This is a genomic window from Streptomyces sp. NPDC096339 (assembly GCF_044762985.1).
Classification (GTDB): domain Bacteria; phylum Actinomycetota; class Actinomycetes; order Streptomycetales; family Streptomycetaceae; genus Streptomyces.
This window is the reverse complement of the sequence record NZ_JBIWFI010000008.1, coordinates 176,406-195,986: the sequence shown is the minus strand read 5'-3', so window position 1 is coordinate 195,986 and position 19,581 is coordinate 176,406. Positions and strand designations below refer to the sequence as shown.

Sequence of the window (19,581 nt, the reverse complement as noted above, 5' to 3'; positions counted from 1 at the left end):
CGGGCGCGTGCCCGGGCGGGTGCCCGTACCCCACGGCGCCTCCCGGGGGCGCGCCCGCCCTGCGGTCTACGGGGCGAGGTCCCGCCTCCTCAGCAGTGCGTACGCCCCCGCCAGCCCCAGCGCGCCGACGCCTACGAGGACGCCCAACTGCGGCCACAGCACCTCGCCCCGGGCCAGCGCGTCGCCCGGCGTGTAGTAGTGGAACGGGCTGACGAACCTCAGCGGCGCCGCCTTGGACCAGGCCAGGGCGATGAAGTTCACGGCGAAGCCGACGGCCCCGATCGCGATGGTCACGCCGACCACCGGGGCCCGCCGGCTGCCGCCGGCCGACACGGCCAGCGCCGGGCCCGCCACGCAGAACGCGAATCCGCACCCCATCACCCCGGCGGCGAGGACGCCGGTCAGCGGCACGGCCCGGTGGATGCCGGGCGACAGCCAGACCCCGGCCGCCACCGCCGCCGTGGCCGCCGCGTTCAGGGCGAGGACGGCGATGCCGAGCGCCGCCGCCCGTTCGGTCAGCAGCCGGTTGCGGCTCACCGGTCGCACCATGACCAGTTCGATCGTTCCCGACTCCACGTCCGCGGCCACCGCGGCGGCGGCCAGCGAACCGATCGCGGTCAGCTGCATGGCGATCCAGAACGGGTGGATCAGCCCCGCCCCGAGCAGCCCGGGGTAGCTCGCGATCGACACGTCGCCACCGGAGCCGCTGAACGCCCGGTACACCGACGGTGGTCGTCTGCCGCCGGTGGCGAACAGCTGCCCCGGGGCGATGGTGTTGGCCACCACCACGATGAGCGTCTCGAAGACGACCATGCCCACCACGAGGGCGATCAGCATCCGCCGGCGCCGGTGCAGCGCCAGCCACAGCAGCGGCCACCGCGCGCTCACGGCTCCTCCCGCACGGTGCCGTTGCCGTTGCCTGTGCCTGTGCCGGTGCCGGTGCCGCTGCCGTTGCGGTAGAGGTCGAGGAAGGCCTCGTCCAGCCCCGCCTCCTCGACGGTCACGTCGGCCACGCCCATGGCGAGCAGGCTCCGCAGGGCCCTGACCACCTCGACCGGGGGGACGAGCAGCTCCACCCGGTCCCCCGCCCAGCGCGGGGCCCACTGGTCCGCCCGCCCCAGGGGCCGCGCGCCCTTCCCGTCCCCGAAGTCCAGACGGATCCGCCGCGCCCGCGCCTCCCGGAGCGCGGCGACGCTCTCCACCGTCACCAGCCGCCCCTCCCGGACGATCGCCACCCGCCCGCAGGCCCGCTGCACCTCGGGCAGTACGTGGCTCGACAGCAGCACCGTCCGCCCGGCGGCCACCGTCTCCGCCATCAGCTCGAAGAACGTCTCCTGGACCAGCGGGTCCAGCCCCTCCGTGGGCTCGTCGAGCACGACCAGCCGGGGATCGTGCTGCAGCGCCTGTACGAGCCCCAGCTTCTGCTTCATGCCCCGCGAGTAGCCGCCCACCGTGCGGCGCAGGACCGGGTCGGTCAGTCCCAGCCGTTCGCACAGCGCGCCGCGGCTCGGGGCGGGCACGCCTTGGAGGGAGCACAGCAGGTCCAGGGTCTGCGCGCCCGTGAGTTCCGGGTAGAGCCGCAGCTCGCCCGGGAGGTAGCCGAGCGCCCCGGCGAGCCGGCGGTGGTCGCGCACGGGGTCGAGGCCGAGCACCCTGACCCGCCCGGCCGTGGGCCGCAGCAGCCCGGTCAGGCAGCGCAGGGTGGTCGTCTTGCCCGCTCCGTTGGGGCCGAGGAACCCGAACACCTCGCCCTCGTCCACGGTCAGGCTCAGGGACTCGATCCCCACGACCGGCCCGTACGCCTTGGTCAGGCCGCCGAGCTCGATGGCACGCGAATCCACCCGCATACCCCCAGTCTCCGCCCGCGCCCCCGGGCACGCCCCCGCACGTGCCACACTCCCCCGGGGCCGGCGAAGTTCTCCCGGCACGATCCGGTGCACGCAGGGGGCGAGGAGATTCATGACGGACCACGACCTGTCCGGCTACGAGAAGAGCACGTTCGCGTACGGGGGCACCGAGCGCCGGATCCTCCGGCGCGGCACGGGACCCGCCGTGATCGTGATGGCCGAGATACCGGGCATCACGCCGAAGGTGCTGGAGTTCGCCGACCGGGTCGCCGCGATCGGCTGCACGGCCGTGCTCCCGGTGCTGTTCGGCGAGCCCGGCCGCGACCCCCGTCCCGAGGCGCACGGCATGCTGAGCGCCGGCCGGTACGCGGCCTCGTCGATGCTCAAGGTGTGCGTCAGCCGGGAGTTCACGCTGCTGGCCACGGGCCGCAGTTCCCGGGTCGTGGCCTGGCTGCGGGCCCTGGCCGCGCACGAGCACGAGCGGTGCGGCGGCCCGGGCGTCGGAGCCGTGGGAATGTGCCTGACCGGCGGTTTCGCCCTGGCCATGGCCACCGATCCCCGGCTGGTCGCCCCGGTGCTGTCGCAGCCCTCGCTGCCGGTGGCCGTCTCGGCGGGCCGTTCGCGCGTGATCGACATCAGCCCGGCGGAACTCGCCGTCGTACGGGGGCGGTGCGAGCGCGAAGGGTTGCAGGTGATGGGGCTGCGGTTCAAGGGCGACAAATTCGTCCCCGGGGACCGCTTCGCGTTCCTGCGCCGCGAGCTCGGCGAGGCCTTCGTCGCGGTGGAGCTGGAGGACGGGACGGCCAATCCCGAAGGCGTGCTGCCCCCGCACTCCGTACTGACCGAGCACCTGATCGACACCCCCGGGGAACCCACCCGGGCGGCACTGGACCAGGTGCTCGGCCTGTTCCGCACCCGGCTGCTGGCCGCCCCCTAGGCGTCGAGCCAGATCGGGTTGGTGAAGGCGGCCGGCGGGCCAGGCAGCGGAGGCGTTTGCGCCGGGTGGCGGACCTCCGCGCGGACGTATGCCGCCCGGGCGGGAGTCGTACGCCACTCCAGGGAGGTCGCCCCGGGCGCCGTGAAGGCCAGGCCCTGGTCCGTGACCAGCCGCAGGTCGCACCCCTCCGCCCCGGTCACGGACAGCCGTACGAGGACCTCCGTGGCCGGATCGGACACGCGCAGCCGCTCGCCGATGCCCGCGTGGGCGCCGCGCGGGGTGACGGCGGTGAAGTCGACGGAGACGGTGGAGGATTCTGCGGCGTAGGCGCGGCCGGCCCGCAGGCCCGCCAGGATCGCCGTGCGCGAGAGGTCGTCGGCCAGGACGACGGTCTGCGGGCCGCCGACGCGGTCCGGGTCGCGGTGGTAGTCGCTGTGCGCCAGGGCCGGGAGCCAGCGCTCCCCGTGGGCTCCGTGCAGGGTGGCGTCCCAGGAGGCCAGGGACACCTCGTCGTCGGGGGTCCAGGCACCGTTCCACACCTCCACGGCGTCCGCCTCGCCGAAGCCGAACTTCCAGGCGCAGCCGATGCAGGTGGCGTGCGGGTGGGCGGGGACGACGAGACCGCCCGCCTGCCGGACGGCACGGGCGAACCGCTCGAAGCGGCCGTCGCGGGAGCGGTAGCGCCAGTCGACGAAGGTGCCCGGGTCGGTGCCGACGGCCAGGACGTGGCCGGTGCGGGTGGTGATCTCCTCGCCCGTGAGGACGAGCAGGCCCTGTTCGGCGGCGCCGGCCCAGGCGGTGTGGGAGCTGTGGGTGTTGTGTTCGGAGGTGTTGACGAAGTCCAGGCCGGCGGCCCGGGCGAGGCCGGTGATCTCGGCCGGGGTGCGGCGGCCGTCGGAGTGCACCGAGTGCACGTGGCAGTCACCTCGGTACCAGGCGCGGCCGCGGCCCGGAAGGCGCTCGGGCGGGTAGGCCGCCGGGGTCGGGGCGGCCGGTTCGCCGTGGGTCAGCTCGGCGGTGATCTCGTACGACAGGCCCTGCGGGGCCACGGTGTAGGGGCCGAGCGCGATGTACCAGCGGCCGGGCTCCAGCGGGCCGGGCAGGTAGCCGGGCGTGGCTTCGTCGGCGCGGAGGAAGAACTCGCCGCGGGCGCCGCCGGACCAGCCCCGGAAGCCGCGGCCGCCGAGCGCGGTGCCGCGCTGGTCGAACAGGCCGATGTCGAGGGCGTTGCCCGGGGTGCCGGGCGGGGTGGGCGGCTTGTCGTAGCAGTAGGAGACGCGCAACTCCCGTACCCCCGGGGGAACGTCCAGCGGGAGGTACACGAAGTCCGGGGCTCCGGGTGGGATGGTGCCGCGCAGGGTCGTGGTGGTGGTCGGCTCCGCCCCCGAGGCGGCCGCCGCGGTGACGGAAGGGGTCGCGGCGGCGGCCGCCGCGGTTGCCTGTGCCAGCAGTGCTCGTCTACTGAGGGCCATGCCCCCGATCATCGCCGGGGAAGGTGAATCCGGCGTGAACGTTCCCGAGGTGCCGGGGGGTGGAACCTGTGCGCCGAGTCGCGCGTTGAGACCCGCGGCGCGGCCTGTCGGAGGGGGAGAGCATGGAGGCGCGGGAAGTGGCGGAGGCACGGGTGCGGTTCGCCATCGGGGCGGGGTACGCGTTCTACGAGGGGCCCACGACGGACAACTCCACGCACCGGCACGCCGCGTTCCAACTGGCCGTCGCCCCGCGGGGCGAGCTGACGATGGTGGACGCCGCCGGGGTACGCCACCGCGGCACCGTCCTGGCCGTGCCGCCGATGGTGGCGCACCGCATGGTGCCGGCGCCGTACCAGCGCACGTTCTTCGTGGAGCCGCACTGCGCCTTCGCCGACCGCCTGCGCGAGCTCTGCGGCAGCGGCATCAGCGCGGTTCCCGAGCTGCGCGGGCTCAGTGAGCGGGATCTGCTCGGTTCCGGCGCGCGGCCGTCGAGCCGGCTGGACGGCCGCCTGCTGTCGGCCCTGAACGCCCCGGCGGCGGAGGGGCTGACGATGCCAGAGCTCGCCGCCCGGGTCGGGCTCTCCCCGCAGCGGCTTCGCGCCCTCGCCCGGCAGCAGCTGGGCATGACCCTCGCTCGACGTCGCATCTGGCACCGGCTGGCCCGCACGGCGGGCGCGCTGCGTGCGGGCCGGTCTCCGGCCGAGGCCGCTGTCCTGGGCGGCTTCGCCGACCAGGCTCACTTCACCCGGCAGATGCGCGAGATGATCGGGATCACGCCGACGGCGTTGGTGGCGATGCTGCGCGCGTCGGACCCGTCGGGTCCCTCGGTCCCGGCAGGCCCCTCGGTCCTCTCAGACCTCTTGGACCTCTCAGGTCCCTCACGGGCGCCGGGCGACGTAGACGGAGATCGAACCGGTAACGGTTGACACCACCTCGGCCTCGCGGACACCGAGGAATCCCGCCTCCGCGATCAGTTCGGGCAGGGCGCCGTCGGCGTTCGGCTGCGTGTCCTCCTTGCCGTCCGCCCACTGCACCACCTTGAACGCGAGGCGCATCGCCCTGGTCCGCTGCAGTCCGAAATCGGCGATCACCAGCCTCCCGCCGGGCTCCAGCACCTCGAACATCGAAGCGAGGATCTTCCGCTTCACCGGGAGCGGGCACTGGTGGAGCACCAGGCTGGAGACCACGGCGCCGACGGACTCCGCGCCGACCACCTCGGTCAGCGCGTCACCCATCCCGACCCGCCACCGCACCCCCGTGCCGGCGCCGCCCTTGTCCCGCGCGATCTCCAGCACGTCGGGATCGGGATCGACGCCGATGATGCGCGCGCGGGGTTCGATCCGTTCCAGCAGCAGCGTGGTCGATCCGGTGCCGCAGCCCACGTCGATGATCACGTCACCGGGCTGCGGGGCCACGTACATGGCCAGCAGGCCCCGCCACAGCCGTTCGCGCGTCAGGGCCAGCACGGGGTCGTAGAAGCGCGCGGACGCGAAACGGCCCAGCGCGGGAGTGAAGCTTCGCTCGTTCACGGTCATGCGGACAGCCTGTCCCGGGCGCCCCCCACCGGTCTTGAACGAAGCGCTCGCGCGCCTGCTACTCCCAGTCGTCCCAGGGCGGGTCGATCTCGTCCGGCTCGAAGGGCGGCTCCTCGTCATACGGCTCCGCGGCACGAGGGGCCGACGCCCGCGGGATCGACTCGGCCGCGGGCGGGGCCGCCGGGGCCGGGACCGTCGCCTGGGCGTGCGCCTCGGCGAGCGCGTCGAGCACGCCTTCGGCGTACTTCGCGAGCTTCGCCTCGCCGACCCCTCCGATCGTGCCCAGCTCCTCCACCGTGCCGGGCACCCGCGTGGCGATCTCCCGCAGCGTCGCGTCGTGGAAGACGACGTACGCCGGCACTCCCTGTTCGCGCGCCGTCGCGGCCCGCCAGGCGCGCAGGGCCTCGAAGACCGGGACCGCGGCCGCCGGCAGGTCGGCCGGTACGCGAGAGCCCTTCCCCTTGCGCGAACCGGACTCCTTGCGGGCGGTAGCGGCCGCCGCCGTCTCCTTGCGCATCGTGACCTTGCGGCGGCCGCCCAGCACCTCGCCGCTGTCGTCCGTCAGCACGAGCGTCCCGAAGTCGCCTTCGACCGCCAGCAGCCGCAGCGCCAGCAGCTGGCGCACGACCCCGCGCCATTCCGCGGTGCCCAGGTCCGCGCCGACTCCGAACACGGACAGCGCGTCGTGGTCGAACTGGATGACCTTGGCGGTCTTCTTGCCCTGGAGGATGTCGATGATCTGGCCCGCGCCGAACTTCTGGCGCCGTTCCTTCGCCAGCCGCCACACCGTGGACAGCAGCTTCTGCGCCGCGACCGTCGCGTCCCAGGACTCCGGCGGCGTCAGGCAGGTGTCGCAGTTGCCGCAGGCCTCGCCCGGCTGACCGAAGTAGGCCAGCAGCCCGACCCGGCGGCAGTCGACCGTCTCGCACAGCGCGAGCATGGCGTCGAGGTGCGCCGCCATCGAACGGCGGTGGGCGTCGTCGCCCTCCGAGCCGTCGATGAGTTTGCGCTGCTGGACCACGTCCTGCAGTCCGTACGCCAGCCATGCCGTGGCCGGCTCGCCGTCGCGGCCCGCACGGCCGGTCTCCTGGTAGTAGCCCTCGACCGACTTCGGCAGGTCCAGGTGGGCCACGAAGCGCACGTCGGGCTTGTCGATGCCCATGCCGAAGGCGATCGTGGCCACCACGACGACCCCGTCCTCCCGCAGGAAGCGCGACTGGTTCGCGGCGCGCGTGCGGGCGTCCATTCCGGCGTGGTAGGCCACGGCGTCGATGCCCTGTTCCACCAGGAAGGCGGCGGTCTTCTCCACGGAGGAGCGCGAGAGGCAGTAGACGACGCCGGCGTCCCCCTCGTGCTCGGACCGGATCAGCTCCAGCAGCTGCCTGAGCGGGTTGTTCTTCGGCACGATGCGGTACTGGATGTTCGGCCGGTCGAAGCTGGCGACGAAGTGCCGGGCGTCCTGCAGACCGAGCCGCGTCGCGATCTCGGCGTGGGTGGCGGTGGTCGCCGTCGCGGTCAGCGCGATCCGCGGCACCTTCGGCCAGCGCTCGTGCAGCATGGACAGCGCGAGGTAGTCGGGGCGGAAGTCGTGGCCCCACTGGGCCACGCAGTGCGCCTCGTCGATGGCGAAGAGCGACACCTTGCCCCGGTCCAGCAGCCGCTGGGTGCCCTCCATGCGCAGCCGCTCGGGCGCCAGGTAGAGCAGGTCCAGTTCGTCGGCGAGGAAGGCCTGCTCGACGGCCTGCCGCTCGTAGGGGTCCTGCGTCGAGTTGAGGAATCCGGCGCGCACGCCGAGGGCGGTGAGCGCGTCCACCTGGTCCTGCATCAGCGCGATGAGCGGCGAGACCACGATGCCCGTGCCTTCTCTGACGAGCGCCGGGATCTGGTAGCACAGCGACTTTCCGCCGCCGGTCGGCATGAGCACGAGGGCGTCGCCGCCGCCGGTCACCTGCTCGATGATCTGCTGCTGCTCGCCGCGGAAGGAGTCGTAACCGAAGACGCGGTGGAGCACACGCAGAGCATCGGAGATCTCGGGGGACGCGTCCGGAAGGGCCATTCGAGAAGCCTAGCGGCACCCGCCGACACACCCGTCCCATCCGTCCGGACCTGTGGACGACGCGCGCACGACCCGGCGCCACCTGTCAAGTGACGAATTGCCGGGGCTACGGCTCCGTCCCTCCCCCGGGCACGGTGGAAACCGGCCTTCCGCGCACCGCGGGAGGAGTGGCCGTCAGCGAGATCGAGACCGGGATCGGAGGCATCATGTACCCCCGTGCAGGGGTCTTCGTGACCCGCCGCCCCCGGTTCGTCCTCCTCGCGGCACTCGCCTTCCTGCTGCTGTCCGCCGTGTTCGGCGCCTCGTCGGCGGGCCGGCTGAAGACGCAGGGTTACGACGATCCGCGCTCGGAATCCAGCCGGGCCGCCCGTGTGGCCGCCGAGCACCTGGGGGCCACACCCAACCTGGTCGTCGTCGCGCAGACGCGCGGCGGCTACGTGGACGATCCGGCGGCGCGGCGCGCGGGCGAGGCCCTGACGAAGCGGCTGGCCGCCGAGGCGCACGTGAGCGCGGTGAGCTCGTACTGGACGAACGGCGACGCGGCGGCGCTGCGCGGCCGGGACGGCCACTCGGCCATGATCGTCGCGCACGTGGACGGCGACGGGAAGCGGTTGGCCGAGCGCGCCGGACACCTGCGCGAGGAGCTGAGCACCCCCAAGGCTCCGACGACCGGCCTCACGGTGCACGTGGGCGGGTCCGCTCTGGTCGACGCCGAGCTCCAGGACATCGCGGAGTCCGACCTGAAGCGGGCCGAGTCCGTCGTCCTGCCGGGCACCCTCGTCCTGCTCGTCCTGGTGTTCGGCAGCGTGGTGGCCGCCACACTGCCCCTGCTCATCGGGGTCCTGGCCATCGCCGGGACGCTGCTGGTCCTGAGCGTCCTCGCCTCCGTCACCGACGTGTCCGTCTTCGCGCTGAACCTCACCACCGCGCTCGGCCTGGGGCTGGGCATCGACTACGGGCTGCTGATCGTCTCCCGGTTCCGGGAGGAGCTCGCCGCCGGGTACCGGCCGCGCAACGCCGCCGTACGCACCGTGCGCACCGCGGGTCACACGATCCTCTTCAGTGCCGCGACGGTCTCCGCCGCGCTCGCGACGCTGCTCGTGTTCCCTCCGTACTTCCTGCGCTCCTTCGCCTACGCGGGCATCGCCGTGGTGGCGATCGCGGCCGTGAGCGCCGTGACCGTCCTGCCGGCCCTGCTCACGCTGCTCGGGAAGCGGGTGAACGCCTGGCCCGTACCGTGGCGCCGCCGTACGCACACGGGCTCGCGCTCCCGCTTCTGGGAGGGGCTCGCGCGGATCGTCGTACGCCGCCCGGTGGCCGCGGCCCTGCCGGTGATCGGTCTGCTCGCGCTGCTGGCCGGCCCGTTCGCGCACGCCGGTTTCGCCACCCCGGACGACCGGGCGCTGCCACTGAGCGCGGCCGGCCGTCAGACCGGGGACCTCGTGCGCGGCGCCTTCGACGCGCAGGGCGCCGGCCCGCTCACGGTCCTCGTCCTGGGACCGGCTTCCCCGTCGGCGCGGGAGGAGTACGCCCGACGGCTGTCCGGGCTCCCGCACGTCGCCCGGGTCATGGCGCCCGGCGCCGTGTTCCGCGACGGGGCCAGGGACACCGGTCCCGGCGCCGCCCGGTCCCTCACCGCGCCCGCCGCCGACGGACCCGCACGGTTCTCGGTCGTACCGCTGGTCGACCCCCAGTCGCACGCAGCCCAGCAGCTCGTGCGCGAGGTCCGCAGGGCTCCGGCCCCGGCGGGCGCCGAGGTACTGGTCGGCGGACCGAGCGCCGTCCTGGTCGACGCCAAGGCCACGGTGGGAAACCGGCTGCCACTGGCGCTCTGCGTGATCACCCTGACCACCTTCGCGCTGCTGCTCGGCTTCACCCGCAGTCTGCTCCTGCCCCTGAAGGCCATCGCGCTGAACGCCCTGAGCCTCACGGCCGTCCTCGGCGCCATGGTGTGGGTCTTCCAGACGGGCCATCTGAGCGGGTTGCTCGGATTCACGCCCGGCCCCCTCAGCACGACCATGCCGGTGCTGCTGTTCTGCATCGTCTTCGGGCTGTCGGTGGACTACGAGGTGTTCGTCCTCGCCCGCATCAAGGAGGCGCACGACGCCGGGCAGGACGACGACGCCGCGATCGTCTCGGGCATCGCCCGCACGGGCGGCATCGTCACGACCGCCGGCGCCCTGCTCGCCTTCACCCTGCTGGGCTTCGGCACCTCCCGGGTCTCCCTCCTCCAGTTCTTCGGGATCGGCGCGGCCCTGGGCGTCCTCCTCGACGCCACGCTCGTACGGGGCGTCCTCGTACCGGCGCTGATGCGCCTGGCCGGTGGCCTGAACTGGTGGGCGCCGCGGCCGCTGCGGCGCGGCCCGCCCAAACCGGCACCGCGGCCTCCCCCGGGCACCTCCGGGAGGTGCCCGCCGGCCCGGAACCGGGCCCCGGTCCGCACCCCGCTCTGCACCCGGACCCCCGCGCGCCGCTGACCACCCGGCCGCCTCCCCGAAGAAGTCCGCTCATCCCGTCCCCGAGAACACCCCGCACAGCGAAGGAAGAACCGTCATGAACGAGATCGCCATCACCGGACTCGGCTGCCGCTTCCCCGGAGCCCCCGACGTCAACGGCTACTGGAAGCTCCTGATGAGCGGGGAGCGGCAGTTCTCCGCCGTCCCGTCGGACCGCTGGAACCACGGGACCTTCCACGAACCCGGCAACCGGTCGGCCCCCAACGCGGCCTACACCGACCAGGTCGCCTTCCTGGACGGCGTGGACCGCTTCGACGCCGAGCACTACGGAGTGCCTCCCGCGCGCGCCCGGGCCATGGACCCGCAGCACCGGCTGATGCTCGACGTCGCCCGCGAGGCCCTCGACGACGCGGGGCTGGGCCGCGGGGACTTCGACCGGGAGAACACCGGGGTCTTCTTCGGGGTGTCGGTGTCCGACTACAAGGACCTGATGACGGCCCCCATCCGGGCCATCACCCTGGCCGAGGAATCCCTCCACGCGGACGACCCCGGCGGCATCGAAGCCGTCAAGGAGCAGGCGGCCCTGCTCGGCTCCATCCAGAGCTTCACCCTGCCCGGCAGCCTCCTCAACATGGCCTGCGGCACCGTCAGCCGCCACTTCGACCTGGGCGGCCCCAGCTTCGCGGTAGACGCCGCCTGCTCCGGATCGCTGGTCGCCCTCGACCAGGCCGTCGCCCACCTGCGGCAGGGCACCTGCCGGATCGCCGTCGTCGGCGGGGTGTACCTCAACCTCACCCCCGACAGCCTGGTCGGCTTCTCCAGGCTCCGCGCCCTGTCCGCCGCGGGGGTGTGCCGCCCGTTCGACGCGGAGGCCGACGGCTTCGTCCTCGGCGAGGGCGCCGGGGTCGTCGTCCTCCGGCCGCTCGCCGACGCGCTCGCCGACGGCGACCGGGTGTACGCGGTGATCAAGGGCATCGGCTCGGCCAACGACGGCGCCTCCCCCGGACCGCTCGTGCCCACCGCCGAAGGCCAACTGCGCGCCATGCACCGCGCCTACGACGACGCCGGTGTCGCCCCCTCCTCCGTGGGCTTCCTGGAGGCCCACGGCACCGGTACCGCCGCGGGCGACCGCGCCGAGACCGAGGCCCTGCGCCGGCTGCGCACCGAGTGGCCCGACGACGACCCGTCGCTGTGCTACCTCGGCGCGGGCAAGGCCCTCATCGGGCACTCCCTGTCCGCGGCGGGCATCGCCGGGCTGATCAAGACGGCCCTGGTCGTCCACCACCGCACGATCGTGCCGCAGCCGCACACCACCCCCCACCCGGACCTGGCGATCTCCGCCGCGGGCCTGCGCATCGCCGACACCGCGCGGCCCTGGCCTGAGCACGGCCCGCGGCGGGCCGCCGTCAGCTCCTTCGGCTTCGGCGGCACGAACGTCCACGTGGTGCTGGACGAGGCGCCGGCCACCCCGGCCGTGGCAGGTCCCCCGGTACGCACCGAGCGGCCCGCGCCCCAGCTCGTACTGGTCTCGGCCGGCGGCCCCCGGCAGCTCGACCGGCACATCGGCGAGGTGCTCGACCACCTGGACGCGCTCGGCCCGGCGGACCGCCCGCCGCTCGCGGCACTGGCGCACACGCTGGGCTCGCGCCGGCCGCTGAAGGCGCGGCTCGCGATCGTGGCCACCGACACGGAGGAGTTCACCGAGCGGCTGCGCGAGGCCCGTGAGCAGCTCCTCGAAGGCGCCAGCGGCGACCTCGGGGACGGCGCCTTCGCCGCCGATGCCCCACTGCCGGCCGAGCAGCGCAGGATCGCCTTCCTCTTCCCCGGCCAGGGCAGTCAGGGGCCGGGCATGATGGCCGACCTCCACGAGCGGTTCACCGGCTTCCGGGCGACCGTCGGCGTCCTCAGCGCCGTGGCGCGCCGGGACACCGGCGTCGACCTCGCCGATCTGCTGTACGGCGAGGCCGCGGCCGGCGGCGACACCGAGGAGATCGGGCGGCGGATCACCGCCACCGAGGTGTGCCAGCCACTGCTCGGCACCGTCCAGATCGCCACGACCCGGCTGCTCGCCGACTGCGGGATCGCTCCGGACGTCGCCCTCGGGCACAGCGTCGGGGAGTTCGCCGCGGCCGCGGCCGCCGGAGCGCTCACCGACGCGGACACCGTCCGGCTGCTGGTCCACCGCGGGGCGGCCCTGCGGCTGGCCGAGACGGGCCTGCGGGGCGGGATGCTCGCCGTGCAGAGCGACAAGGAGACCTGCCGCCGGCTGATCGACGGCATCGACGACGTGTGGCTCGCCTGCTTCAACCAGCCCCGGCAGGTCGTGGTCAGCGGCACTCCCCAAGGGCTCGCCGCGCTCCGCAAGGCCTGCGCCGAGGCCGGGGTCGTCACGGCGATGCTCGAAGTGTCCAACGCCTTCCACTCGCCGCGGCTGGCGGCCGCCGAGGAGAGCATGCGCGCGGACCTCGCCGGCCGCCGTGTCAGCAGCCCCGTGCTGCCGTTCGTCTCGTCGGTGAACGCCGCGGTCTGCACCGACACCGGGGAGCTGCGCGAGCTGTGGGTGCGGCACGCGTCCACGCCGGTGCACTTCTCCGACGCGGTGGGCACGGCGTACGAGCAGGGGGCCCGGGTCTTCGTCCAGGTGACCGGCGGCAGCTCGCTGCTCACCTCGGTCCGCCGCAACCTCGCCGGCCACGGGGACGTCCATCTCGTGGCCGCCGCGGCGGCGGAGCCGGACGGTGGCCGCGCCTTCGTCCTGGCCCTGGCCCGGCTCGCGGTCCTGGGCGCCCCGGTCGACCCGCGCGCGCTGGTTCCGCGGGAGGACCGCCGTCTGCTGGACCTGCCGGTGGCGAAGCTCGACGCGCAGTCGTACTGGGTGACGGACCGACGCCCCACGGAACCGGCCGCCGCCGAGGCCCGACTCCACCCGGGATCCGCTCCCCAAGCCGCAACCCCGCCCCGTGCCCAGACTCCGCCCCAGGCCCCGGCCCCGGTCGCGTCCCAGGCACCGGCCCTGGTTGCGGCCCAGGCCCCGGCCCCGGTCGCGTCCCAGGCACCGGCCCCGGCTCAGGCCCCGCCTCAGGTCCAGGTTGCGGCTCCGGCTCCGGCTGGGGCCCCAGCCCCGAGCCCGGCCCAGGCCCAGGCCCAGGCCCAGACTCCGGCATCGGCATCGGCATCGGCCCGGACTCCGGCTCCGGCCCCGGTTGCCGACCAGGCATCGACACCGGCCGGGGCCCCGAACCCGGCCCAGGCCCAGACTCCGGCATCGGCATCGGCATCGGCACCGGTTTCGGCGCGGCCGGAGGGCGGGGCGGCGCCGTTGCCGCCGGCCGGGGCCTCCGGGCCGGCCGCCGAGGAGTCCTCGCTGATCGGAGGACTCGACGAGGTGACCGAGACCGTACTCGGCCACGTGGCCCGGATCAGCGCGTTCCCGGTGAGCCGCTTGCGGGCCGACCAGCTGCTGATCGACGACCTCGGCTTCGACTCGCTGATGCTGACCGACCTGTTCACCTCCCTCAAACGGCAGTGGCCCCGGTGGAGGTTCGACGAGCGGGTGGCCGACCGGCCGACCGCCGCCCGGATCTCCGCACTGATCGCGACCGGCTCCGCCGACCCCGCCGATCCCGCACCGGCTGCCGTAGCCGTCCCCGCACCCGTGCCCGTGCCCGTCCCGGGACAACGTGCCGAGTACGAGGGCGAGGCCGGGACCCCTCCCCCGCTGCCCGACGAGCACACCCGGATCGAGTGCTTCCCGGAGGTCACCGAGCACGGCCGGCGGGTCGCCGCGCTCGGGGGGCTCGGGCTGGCCAATCCGTACTTCCTCGTCCACGAGGGCGGCCTGACGGACACCACCGTCGTCGACGGCCGCGAACTCCTCTCGTTCGCCGGTTACAACTACCTCGGCATGGCCACGCACCCCCGGGTGAACGAGGCGGCCAAGGAGGCGATCGAGCGCTACGGCACCTCCGCGTCGGCCAGCCGGCTGCTGTCCGGCACCCGTCCGCTCCACCTGGAGCTCGACGCGGAACTCGCCGACCTGCTCGGATGCGAGGACGCGCTCTCACTGGCCAACGGGCACGCCACCAACGTCACCGTGATCGGGCACCTCGTCGGACCGGGCGACCTGGTCGTCCACGACTCCCTCGCCCACGACAGCGTCCTACAGGGCTGCAGGCTCTCCGGTGCGACCCGGCGGCCGTTCCCGCACAACGACGCGGCCGCCCTCGACGCCATCCTCACGCAGGTCCGCGACCAGTACCGGCGGGTCCTCGTCGTCGTCGAGGGCGTGTACAGCATGGACGGGGACATCGCCGACCTGCCCTCGATCGTCGAGGTCAAGCGCCGGCACGGTGCGCTGCTGATGATCGACGAGGCGCACAGCATCGGAACGATCGGTGCGACGGGGCGCGGCATCGGCGAGCACTTCGGCATCGACCGCCGGGCCGTGGAACTGTGGTCGGGCACCCTGTCGAAGGCCCTCGCGAGCTGCGGCGGCTACGTCGCCGGGAGCCGGGCGGTCGTCGAGTACCTGCGCTACACCGCTCCGGGTTTCGTCTTCAGCGCCGGGATGACCCCGGCCGACGCCGCCGCCTCGCTGACGGCCCTGCGGGTGCTGCGTGCCGAGCCGGAGCGGGTGGCCCGCCTCGCGGAGAACGCCGCGCTGTTCGTCCGCCTCGCGCGCGCCGAGGGCATCGACACCGGTGAGAGCCGCGGCACGGCGATCGTCCCGTGCATCGTCGGCGACTCGGCGAAGACCCTGCGGCTCGCGGAGGCCCTGTTCCGGCAGGGTGTCAGCGTCAACCCGATCCTGTACCCGGCGGTACCCGAGGAGATGGCCCGGCTGCGCTTCTTCGTGACCCGCGACCACACGCTCGACCAGATCCGCCGTACGGTCACCGCGCTGACGCGGGAGCTGCGGCACCTGGACGCGGCGGCCCCGGCCAGGGCCGCCGCATGAGCCCCGCCGCCGTGGCGGCCGGCGCCTTCCCGCCGATCGCGCCGGGCGGCGTCCACCGATGGGGCGGGGCCGCCCTCATCGTGGCCCGGCGCCCCGGCCCGCACGAGGCGCCGTGGCCCTCCCCCGGCCTCTCGCCGGCCGAGCGGCGGGTGGTCCGGGCGCTCCCGGCCTGGCGGCGGGCCGAGTGGCTGGCCGGCCGGCTGCTCGCCAAGCGTCTGGTGGGCGGGGCCCTGGCCGCGCCGGAGCGCGAGGTGGAGATCCTCCCGCGGGACGACGGCAGCCCGTACGCGGTGGTCGGCGGCAGCCCGGTGCCCGCGCTGAACGTGTCCATCAGCCACACGGCCCGTCACGTGGCGGCCGCGCTCGCTCCGGAACCGGTCGGAGTGGATCTGTGCGAGGCCGGCTCGGCCGACGCGGTACGCCGGGTCGCGGACCACGTCTTCTCGCCCGCGGAGCTCGCCCTCATCGGTACGGACCGGGCCGATGCCCTGGCCGGTGCCTGGGCGCTGAAGGAGGCCGCGGTCAAGGCCGACCGGAGCGGCGTCTTCGGTTCCGCCCCGCGCGGTGTCGCGCTCCTCGGCCTGACGCCGCCCCTGCTGGGCGGTCGGCGCCGCGCGATGGTGTGGCGGGCGGGCGGCGCACTGCTCGCCCTCGTCCTCGCGCGGCCGTGAAGGCACTGCGTTGGTGCTCCCTGCCCGGCTGGATCATGCTTGTCAGTGGAGCCCCTCGCCGTGCGGGGTGCCGTCGGACTTCGGCAAGGGAACTAGCGAGGGCGAGATGAGCGGCGATGGAGCAACTTCCCACCTCCCCGGGTGAGCGGCCGCAGGTCGCGCTGGACGCATGGGCCTTCGACCAGTCCCCCTGCTTCCTCGCGATCTTCGATGCCGATCTGAGGCTGCTGCGCGCGAACCGCGGAATGGAGCGCACGCTGTCGCTCACGGAGGCCGAGATGCGCGGGCGGAGGCTGCCGGAGATCGCGCCGGATCCGGTGAGCGACGAGACCGAGCGCAAGATGCGCCTGGTGCTGGACACGGGTGAGCCACAGCACCTGGACGCCTTCGTCCGCCCGCCGGGGACGAGCCCGGAGCACGGCTGGGCGACCTCGCTGTCCCCGGTGCGGGACCCGGACGGCCGGGTGCGTGCGGTGGGGCTGTCCGCGCACGACAAGACCGCGATGGAGGGCGGTCCCCGGCAGCACCTGCTCATGCCGGACGTGGCCGGCGCGCCGATCGGCACCACCCTGGACAGCACCCGGACCGCGCAGGAGCTGGCGGACGTGGCCGTGCCCCGGCTCGCGGACCTCGCCGTCGTGGATCTGCTGGAGCCGCCTCCGCGTGGCAACGAGGCCTCCCGCGGCCGTTCGGCGGGGCCGGTCACCGTGTCCCGTTCCGCCGTGCGCTCGGTCCTCGCGGGGAGCCCGGAGGCCCGGATCGGGGTCGGGGGGTCGACGGTCTATCCACCGCAGTCGCCGCCCGCCGAGTGTCTGGCCTCGGGTCGTGGCGCCGTGTACGCGGGCACGGACCCCGCCGTGGCCCGGTGGCTGGCCCAGGACGCTTCGGCCGCCTGGATCGGCGAGTACGGGGCCCGGGCGCTGATGCTGGTGCCGCTGCGCGCCGACGGCGTCACGATCGGCCTGGCCGTCTTCAGCCGTCACGAGCGCCAGGAGCCCTTCCAGCAGGCGGACCTGCTGCTGGCCGAGGAGCTCACGTCCAAGGCGGCGATCAGCATCCACAAGGCCCGCCGGTACACCCGCGAGCACACCAGCACCATGACCCTGCAGCGCAGCCTGCTGCCGCACACGCTGCCCGATCAGGCGGCACTGGAGATCGCCTCCCGCTACCTGCCCGCCGGCGGCGAGGCGGGGGTGGGCGGCGACTGGTTCGACGTGATCCCGCTGTCGGGCGCGCGGGTGGCCCTGGTCGTCGGCGATGTCGTCGGCCACGGCATCCGCGCCTCCGCCACGATGGGCCGGGTGCGTACGGCGGTGCGCACCCTGGCCGATGTCGACCTGCCGCCCGACGAGCTGCTCACGCACCTCGACGACCTGATCATCCACCTGTCCGCCGACGAGGCCGACCAGGAAGGGGGCGGGGAGGCCGCGGGGGGCATCGGCACCACCTGTCTGTACGTGGTCTACGACCCGGTCACCCGGGGCTGCACCGTCGCCCGGGCCGGTCACCCGCCACCCGCCGTGGTTTCCCCGGACGGCTCCGCGTACCTGCTCGACGTGCCGGCGGGGCCGCCGCTGGGCCTGGGCGGCCTGCCCTTCGAGACGGTCGAGGTCGAACTGCCGGAGGGCAGCATGCTCGCCCTGTACACCGACGGTCTGCTCCAGGCCCGCGACCACGACATCGACGAGGCCCTGAACACGATGCTGGAGGCGCTCGTCCGCCCGGCGTCCACGCTGGACACGGTCTGCGACCGGGTGCTGACGGCCCTGCTGAGGCACCGGCCCGATGACGACGTGGCCCTGCTCGTCGCCCGGACCCGGGCCCTCCACGCCGACCAGGTCGTCGTCTGGGACCTGTCCTCCGACCCGTCCGTGGTCGCCGAGGCCCGTCGCAAGACCACGGAGCAGCTGACGGCGTGGGGGCTGGAGGAGGCCTCGTTCGTCACCGAGCTCGTGGTGAGCGAGCTGGTCACCAATGCCATCCGGTACGGCGCGCCGCCGGTGCAACTGCGGCTGATCCACGACAAGTCCACGCTGATCTGCGAGGTCTCCGACACGAGCAGTACCGCCCCGCACATGCGGCGGGCACGGATCTTCGACGAGGGAGGGCGGGGCCTGCTGCTGGTCGCCCAGCTCGCCCAGCGGTGGGGGACCCGGCACACGCCCGTCGGCAAGACCATCTGGGCGGAACAGTCCCTCGTCGACTTCGGGTCCCTGTGACACCGCTGTGACAGTCGGCGGACACCGCCATGAACTCCGACGAACAAGCTCTTTAACAGGGACATACAACGACATTCGGGATATGTCCCCTGCTGACAAGGGTGTGAGCAGTGATGACCGAACCGATTCGTCGGAGGAAATCCCATGAGCCTCACCCTCGTCGCGCCGCACGTCGAAACCACCGCCACCACGCTGGCCCCGCGTGAGCAGGAGGCACTGCGCCACATCGCCTCCGGGTGCACCTACCTGCAGACGGCCCGCCTCATGGGACTCTCCAAGCACACGGTCGACGCCTACCTGCGCCGCATCCGGGCCAAGCTGGGCATCAACACCACGGCGGAAATGACCCGCCTGGCCATCGCCCTGGGGCTGTGAGCGCCCCCTGACACACATCCCGGCAGGGCGCCGGGACCGGCCTACCAGCGCCGGGCGTACGGGTCGGGGAAGACCGGCCGGGCCCAGGCGGGAGGCTCCGGAGGCGGCGCCGGGTTCGCCACGACGGTCCGCTTGACGGCGCCGTTCGCGGTCCCGGTGGCCGCGCGCAGGGCCGCCACGAATTCCAGGCAGGAGCCGTACCGGTCCTCGGGGATCTTCGCGAGGGCCTTCGCCAGTACTTCATCAGCAGCGGGCGCGATGTCCGGCCGCCTCTCGGTCACGGGAGGCGGCTGGTCGTATTGGTGTGCCCAGAGCAGGGCGACGTCCTCGTCACGCACGAAGGGGGGCCCTCCGGCGAGGGATTCGTAGACCACGCAGGCGAGGCTGTAGAGATCGCACCGGCCGTCCACGGGACGGCCGGTGATCTGTTCGGGGGCCATGTAGTCGAGCGTGCCGACGAACTCGCCGGCGGTGGTGAAACCGGTGAGCGAGAGCGCCTTCTTCGTCAGCCCGAAGTCCGTGAGGTAGATGTGCTCGGGGTGGTCGCTGTCGGTGCCCGCGGCGACCAGGATGTTGGCGGGCTTGACGTCCCGGTGGACCAGGTCGTGTTCGTGGGCCGCGTCCAGCGCGGACGCCACCTGGGCGGCGATGCGCAGGGCGGTCGTCACGGGAAGCGGGCCGTCGCGGTCCAGCAGGCCCCGCAGGTCCAGGCCGGATACGTACCGCATGGCGATGTACAGGACGCCCTCGGTCTCACCGGCTTCGAAGATCGGCACGATGTGTGGGTGGTCGATCTTCGCGGCCACCCGCGATTCGTGGGTGAAACGGCGCCGGAAGGTTTCGTCCCGGGCGCGCTCCGGGGCGATCAGCTTGAGCGCGACCATCCGGTCCAGGCGCAGGTCCTTGGCCCGGTAGACGACGGCCATGCCGCCGCGGCCGATCATGCGCTCGATCCGGTAGCCCGCGATCTGCCGGCCGATCAGGCCGGAGGCCCGGCCCGAGTACGCGCTCAGGTTCGCTGCCGTGCCCATCGGGGGCCGCCCCCTTCACCGGGCC

General features: G+C 73.9%; 13 protein-coding genes. 7 read left to right on the top strand and 6 right to left on the bottom strand.

The window, feature by feature from the left end; genetic code table 11:
* Nucleotides 1-66 precede the first annotated feature (66 nt).
* Both ACIQ5Y_RS14380 and ACIQ5Y_RS14375 read right to left on the bottom strand, forming a co-directional pair.
* Entirely contained in the window at nucleotides 67-888 is an 822-nt protein-coding gene (locus ACIQ5Y_RS14380; RefSeq protein ID WP_403879562.1) for an ABC transporter permease subunit, read from the bottom strand.
* Entirely contained in the window at nucleotides 885-1,847 is a 963-nt protein-coding gene (locus ACIQ5Y_RS14375) for an ABC transporter ATP-binding protein (protein ID WP_403879560.1), read from the bottom strand. Before ACIQ5Y_RS14375 ends, ACIQ5Y_RS14380 begins: the two co-directional genes overlap by 4 nt.
* A gap of 112 nt (nucleotides 1,848-1,959) precedes the next feature.
* Here ACIQ5Y_RS14375 and ACIQ5Y_RS14370 point away from each other — a divergent pair, with 112 nt between their 5' ends.
* Nucleotides 1,960-2,784 carry a dienelactone hydrolase family protein gene (locus ACIQ5Y_RS14370; protein ID WP_403879558.1) on the top strand — a complete coding sequence of 275 codons (825 nt, stop codon included), beginning with the start codon at nucleotides 1,960-1,962 and terminating at the stop codon, nucleotides 2,782-2,784.
* Here ACIQ5Y_RS14370 and ACIQ5Y_RS14365 read toward each other — a convergent pair.
* Nucleotides 2,781-4,256: a CehA/McbA family metallohydrolase gene (locus ACIQ5Y_RS14365; protein WP_403879556.1), complete on the bottom strand. Its 1,476-nt coding sequence runs from the start codon at nucleotides 4,254-4,256 to the stop codon at nucleotides 2,781-2,783. The genes ACIQ5Y_RS14370 and ACIQ5Y_RS14365 overlap by 4 nt on opposite strands.
* A 122-nt stretch (nucleotides 4,257-4,378) precedes the next feature.
* Between ACIQ5Y_RS14365 and ACIQ5Y_RS14360 the strand changes: the two genes are divergently transcribed.
* Entirely contained in the window at nucleotides 4,379-5,182 is an 804-nt protein-coding gene (locus ACIQ5Y_RS14360) for a helix-turn-helix domain-containing protein (protein ID WP_403879554.1), read from the top strand.
* Here ACIQ5Y_RS14360 and ACIQ5Y_RS14355 read toward each other — a convergent pair.
* Both ACIQ5Y_RS14355 and recQ read right to left on the bottom strand, forming a co-directional pair.
* The gene (locus ACIQ5Y_RS14355) at nucleotides 5,135-5,791 is read right to left on the bottom strand and encodes a class I SAM-dependent methyltransferase (RefSeq protein ID WP_403879552.1); all 657 of its coding nucleotides are present in this window, start codon (nucleotides 5,789-5,791) and stop codon (nucleotides 5,135-5,137) included. The genes ACIQ5Y_RS14360 and ACIQ5Y_RS14355 overlap by 48 nt on opposite strands.
* Nucleotides 5,792-5,849: 58 nt before the next feature.
* Nucleotides 5,850-7,847, bottom strand: a complete 1,998-nt coding sequence (recQ, locus tag ACIQ5Y_RS14350) for a DNA helicase RecQ (protein ID WP_403879550.1) — start codon at nucleotides 7,845-7,847, stop codon at nucleotides 5,850-5,852.
* Between the two features lie 206 nt (nucleotides 7,848-8,053).
* Between recQ and ACIQ5Y_RS14345 the strand changes: the two genes are divergently transcribed.
* The 5 genes from ACIQ5Y_RS14345 to ACIQ5Y_RS14325 all read left to right on the top strand — a co-directional run bounded on the left by ACIQ5Y_RS14345 (nucleotide 8,054) and on the right by ACIQ5Y_RS14325 (nucleotide 18,525).
* On the top strand, nucleotides 8,054-10,324 hold the full coding sequence (locus ACIQ5Y_RS14345) for an MMPL family transporter (RefSeq protein ID WP_403879548.1): 2,271 nt from the start codon (nucleotides 8,054-8,056) through the stop codon (nucleotides 10,322-10,324).
* 76 nt (nucleotides 10,325-10,400) lie between these two features.
* Complete coding sequence (locus ACIQ5Y_RS14340; RefSeq protein ID WP_403879546.1) at nucleotides 10,401-15,260, top strand: aminotransferase class I/II-fold pyridoxal phosphate-dependent enzyme; 4,860 nt, start codon at nucleotides 10,401-10,403, stop codon at nucleotides 15,258-15,260.
* Nucleotides 15,257-15,931 (top strand): 4'-phosphopantetheinyl transferase family protein, encoded by a 675-nt coding sequence (locus ACIQ5Y_RS14335; protein WP_403879544.1) that lies wholly within the window; start codon nucleotides 15,257-15,259, stop codon nucleotides 15,929-15,931. The genes ACIQ5Y_RS14340 and ACIQ5Y_RS14335 overlap by 4 nt, the downstream gene beginning before the upstream one ends.
* 116 nt (nucleotides 15,932-16,047) lie before the next feature.
* A complete protein-coding gene (locus ACIQ5Y_RS14330; protein WP_403879542.1) occupies nucleotides 16,048-18,150 on the top strand; it encodes a SpoIIE family protein phosphatase in 2,103 nt (700 codons plus the stop codon).
* Between the two features lie 144 nt (nucleotides 18,151-18,294).
* The gene (locus ACIQ5Y_RS14325; protein ID WP_403879540.1) at nucleotides 18,295-18,525 is read left to right on the top strand and encodes a response regulator transcription factor; all 231 of its coding nucleotides are present in this window, start codon (nucleotides 18,295-18,297) and stop codon (nucleotides 18,523-18,525) included.
* Nucleotides 18,526-18,566: 41 nt separating this feature from the next.
* Here the strand turns inward: ACIQ5Y_RS14325 and ACIQ5Y_RS14320 are convergent, their stop codons facing one another.
* Entirely contained in the window at nucleotides 18,567-19,556 is a 990-nt protein-coding gene (locus tag ACIQ5Y_RS14320; RefSeq protein ID WP_403879538.1) for a serine/threonine-protein kinase, read from the bottom strand.
* Nucleotides 19,557-19,581: the final 25 nt, after the last annotated feature.

Bases quoted from the DNA above. Each gene is read 5' to 3' on its own strand.
- ACIQ5Y_RS14370 (WP_403879558.1), top strand. From the start codon at position 1,960: ATGACGGACCACGACCTGTCCGGCTACGAGAAGAGCACGTTCGCGTAC.
- ACIQ5Y_RS14320 (WP_403879538.1), bottom strand. From the start codon at position 19,556: ATGGGCACGGCAGCGAACCTGAGCGCGTACTCGGGCCGGGCCTCCGGC.
- ACIQ5Y_RS14360 (WP_403879554.1), top strand. From the start codon at position 4,379: ATGGAGGCGCGGGAAGTGGCGGAGGCACGGGTGCGGTTCGCCATCGGG.
- ACIQ5Y_RS14330 (WP_403879542.1), top strand. From the start codon at position 16,048: ATGGAGCAACTTCCCACCTCCCCGGGTGAGCGGCCGCAGGTCGCGCTG.
- ACIQ5Y_RS14355 (WP_403879552.1), bottom strand. From the start codon at position 5,791: ATGACCGTGAACGAGCGAAGCTTCACTCCCGCGCTGGGCCGTTTCGCG.
- recQ (WP_403879550.1), bottom strand. From the start codon at position 7,847: ATGGCCCTTCCGGACGCGTCCCCCGAGATCTCCGATGCTCTGCGTGTG.
- ACIQ5Y_RS14345 (WP_403879548.1), top strand. From the start codon at position 8,054: ATGTACCCCCGTGCAGGGGTCTTCGTGACCCGCCGCCCCCGGTTCGTC.
- ACIQ5Y_RS14335 (WP_403879544.1), top strand. From the start codon at position 15,257: ATGAGCCCCGCCGCCGTGGCGGCCGGCGCCTTCCCGCCGATCGCGCCG.
- ACIQ5Y_RS14375 (WP_403879560.1), bottom strand. From the start codon at position 1,847: ATGCGGGTGGATTCGCGTGCCATCGAGCTCGGCGGCCTGACCAAGGCG.
- ACIQ5Y_RS14365 (WP_403879556.1), bottom strand. From the start codon at position 4,256: ATGGCCCTCAGTAGACGAGCACTGCTGGCACAGGCAACCGCGGCGGCC.
- ACIQ5Y_RS14340 (WP_403879546.1), top strand. From the start codon at position 10,401: ATGAACGAGATCGCCATCACCGGACTCGGCTGCCGCTTCCCCGGAGCC.
- ACIQ5Y_RS14325 (WP_403879540.1), top strand. From the start codon at position 18,295: ATGAGCCTCACCCTCGTCGCGCCGCACGTCGAAACCACCGCCACCACG.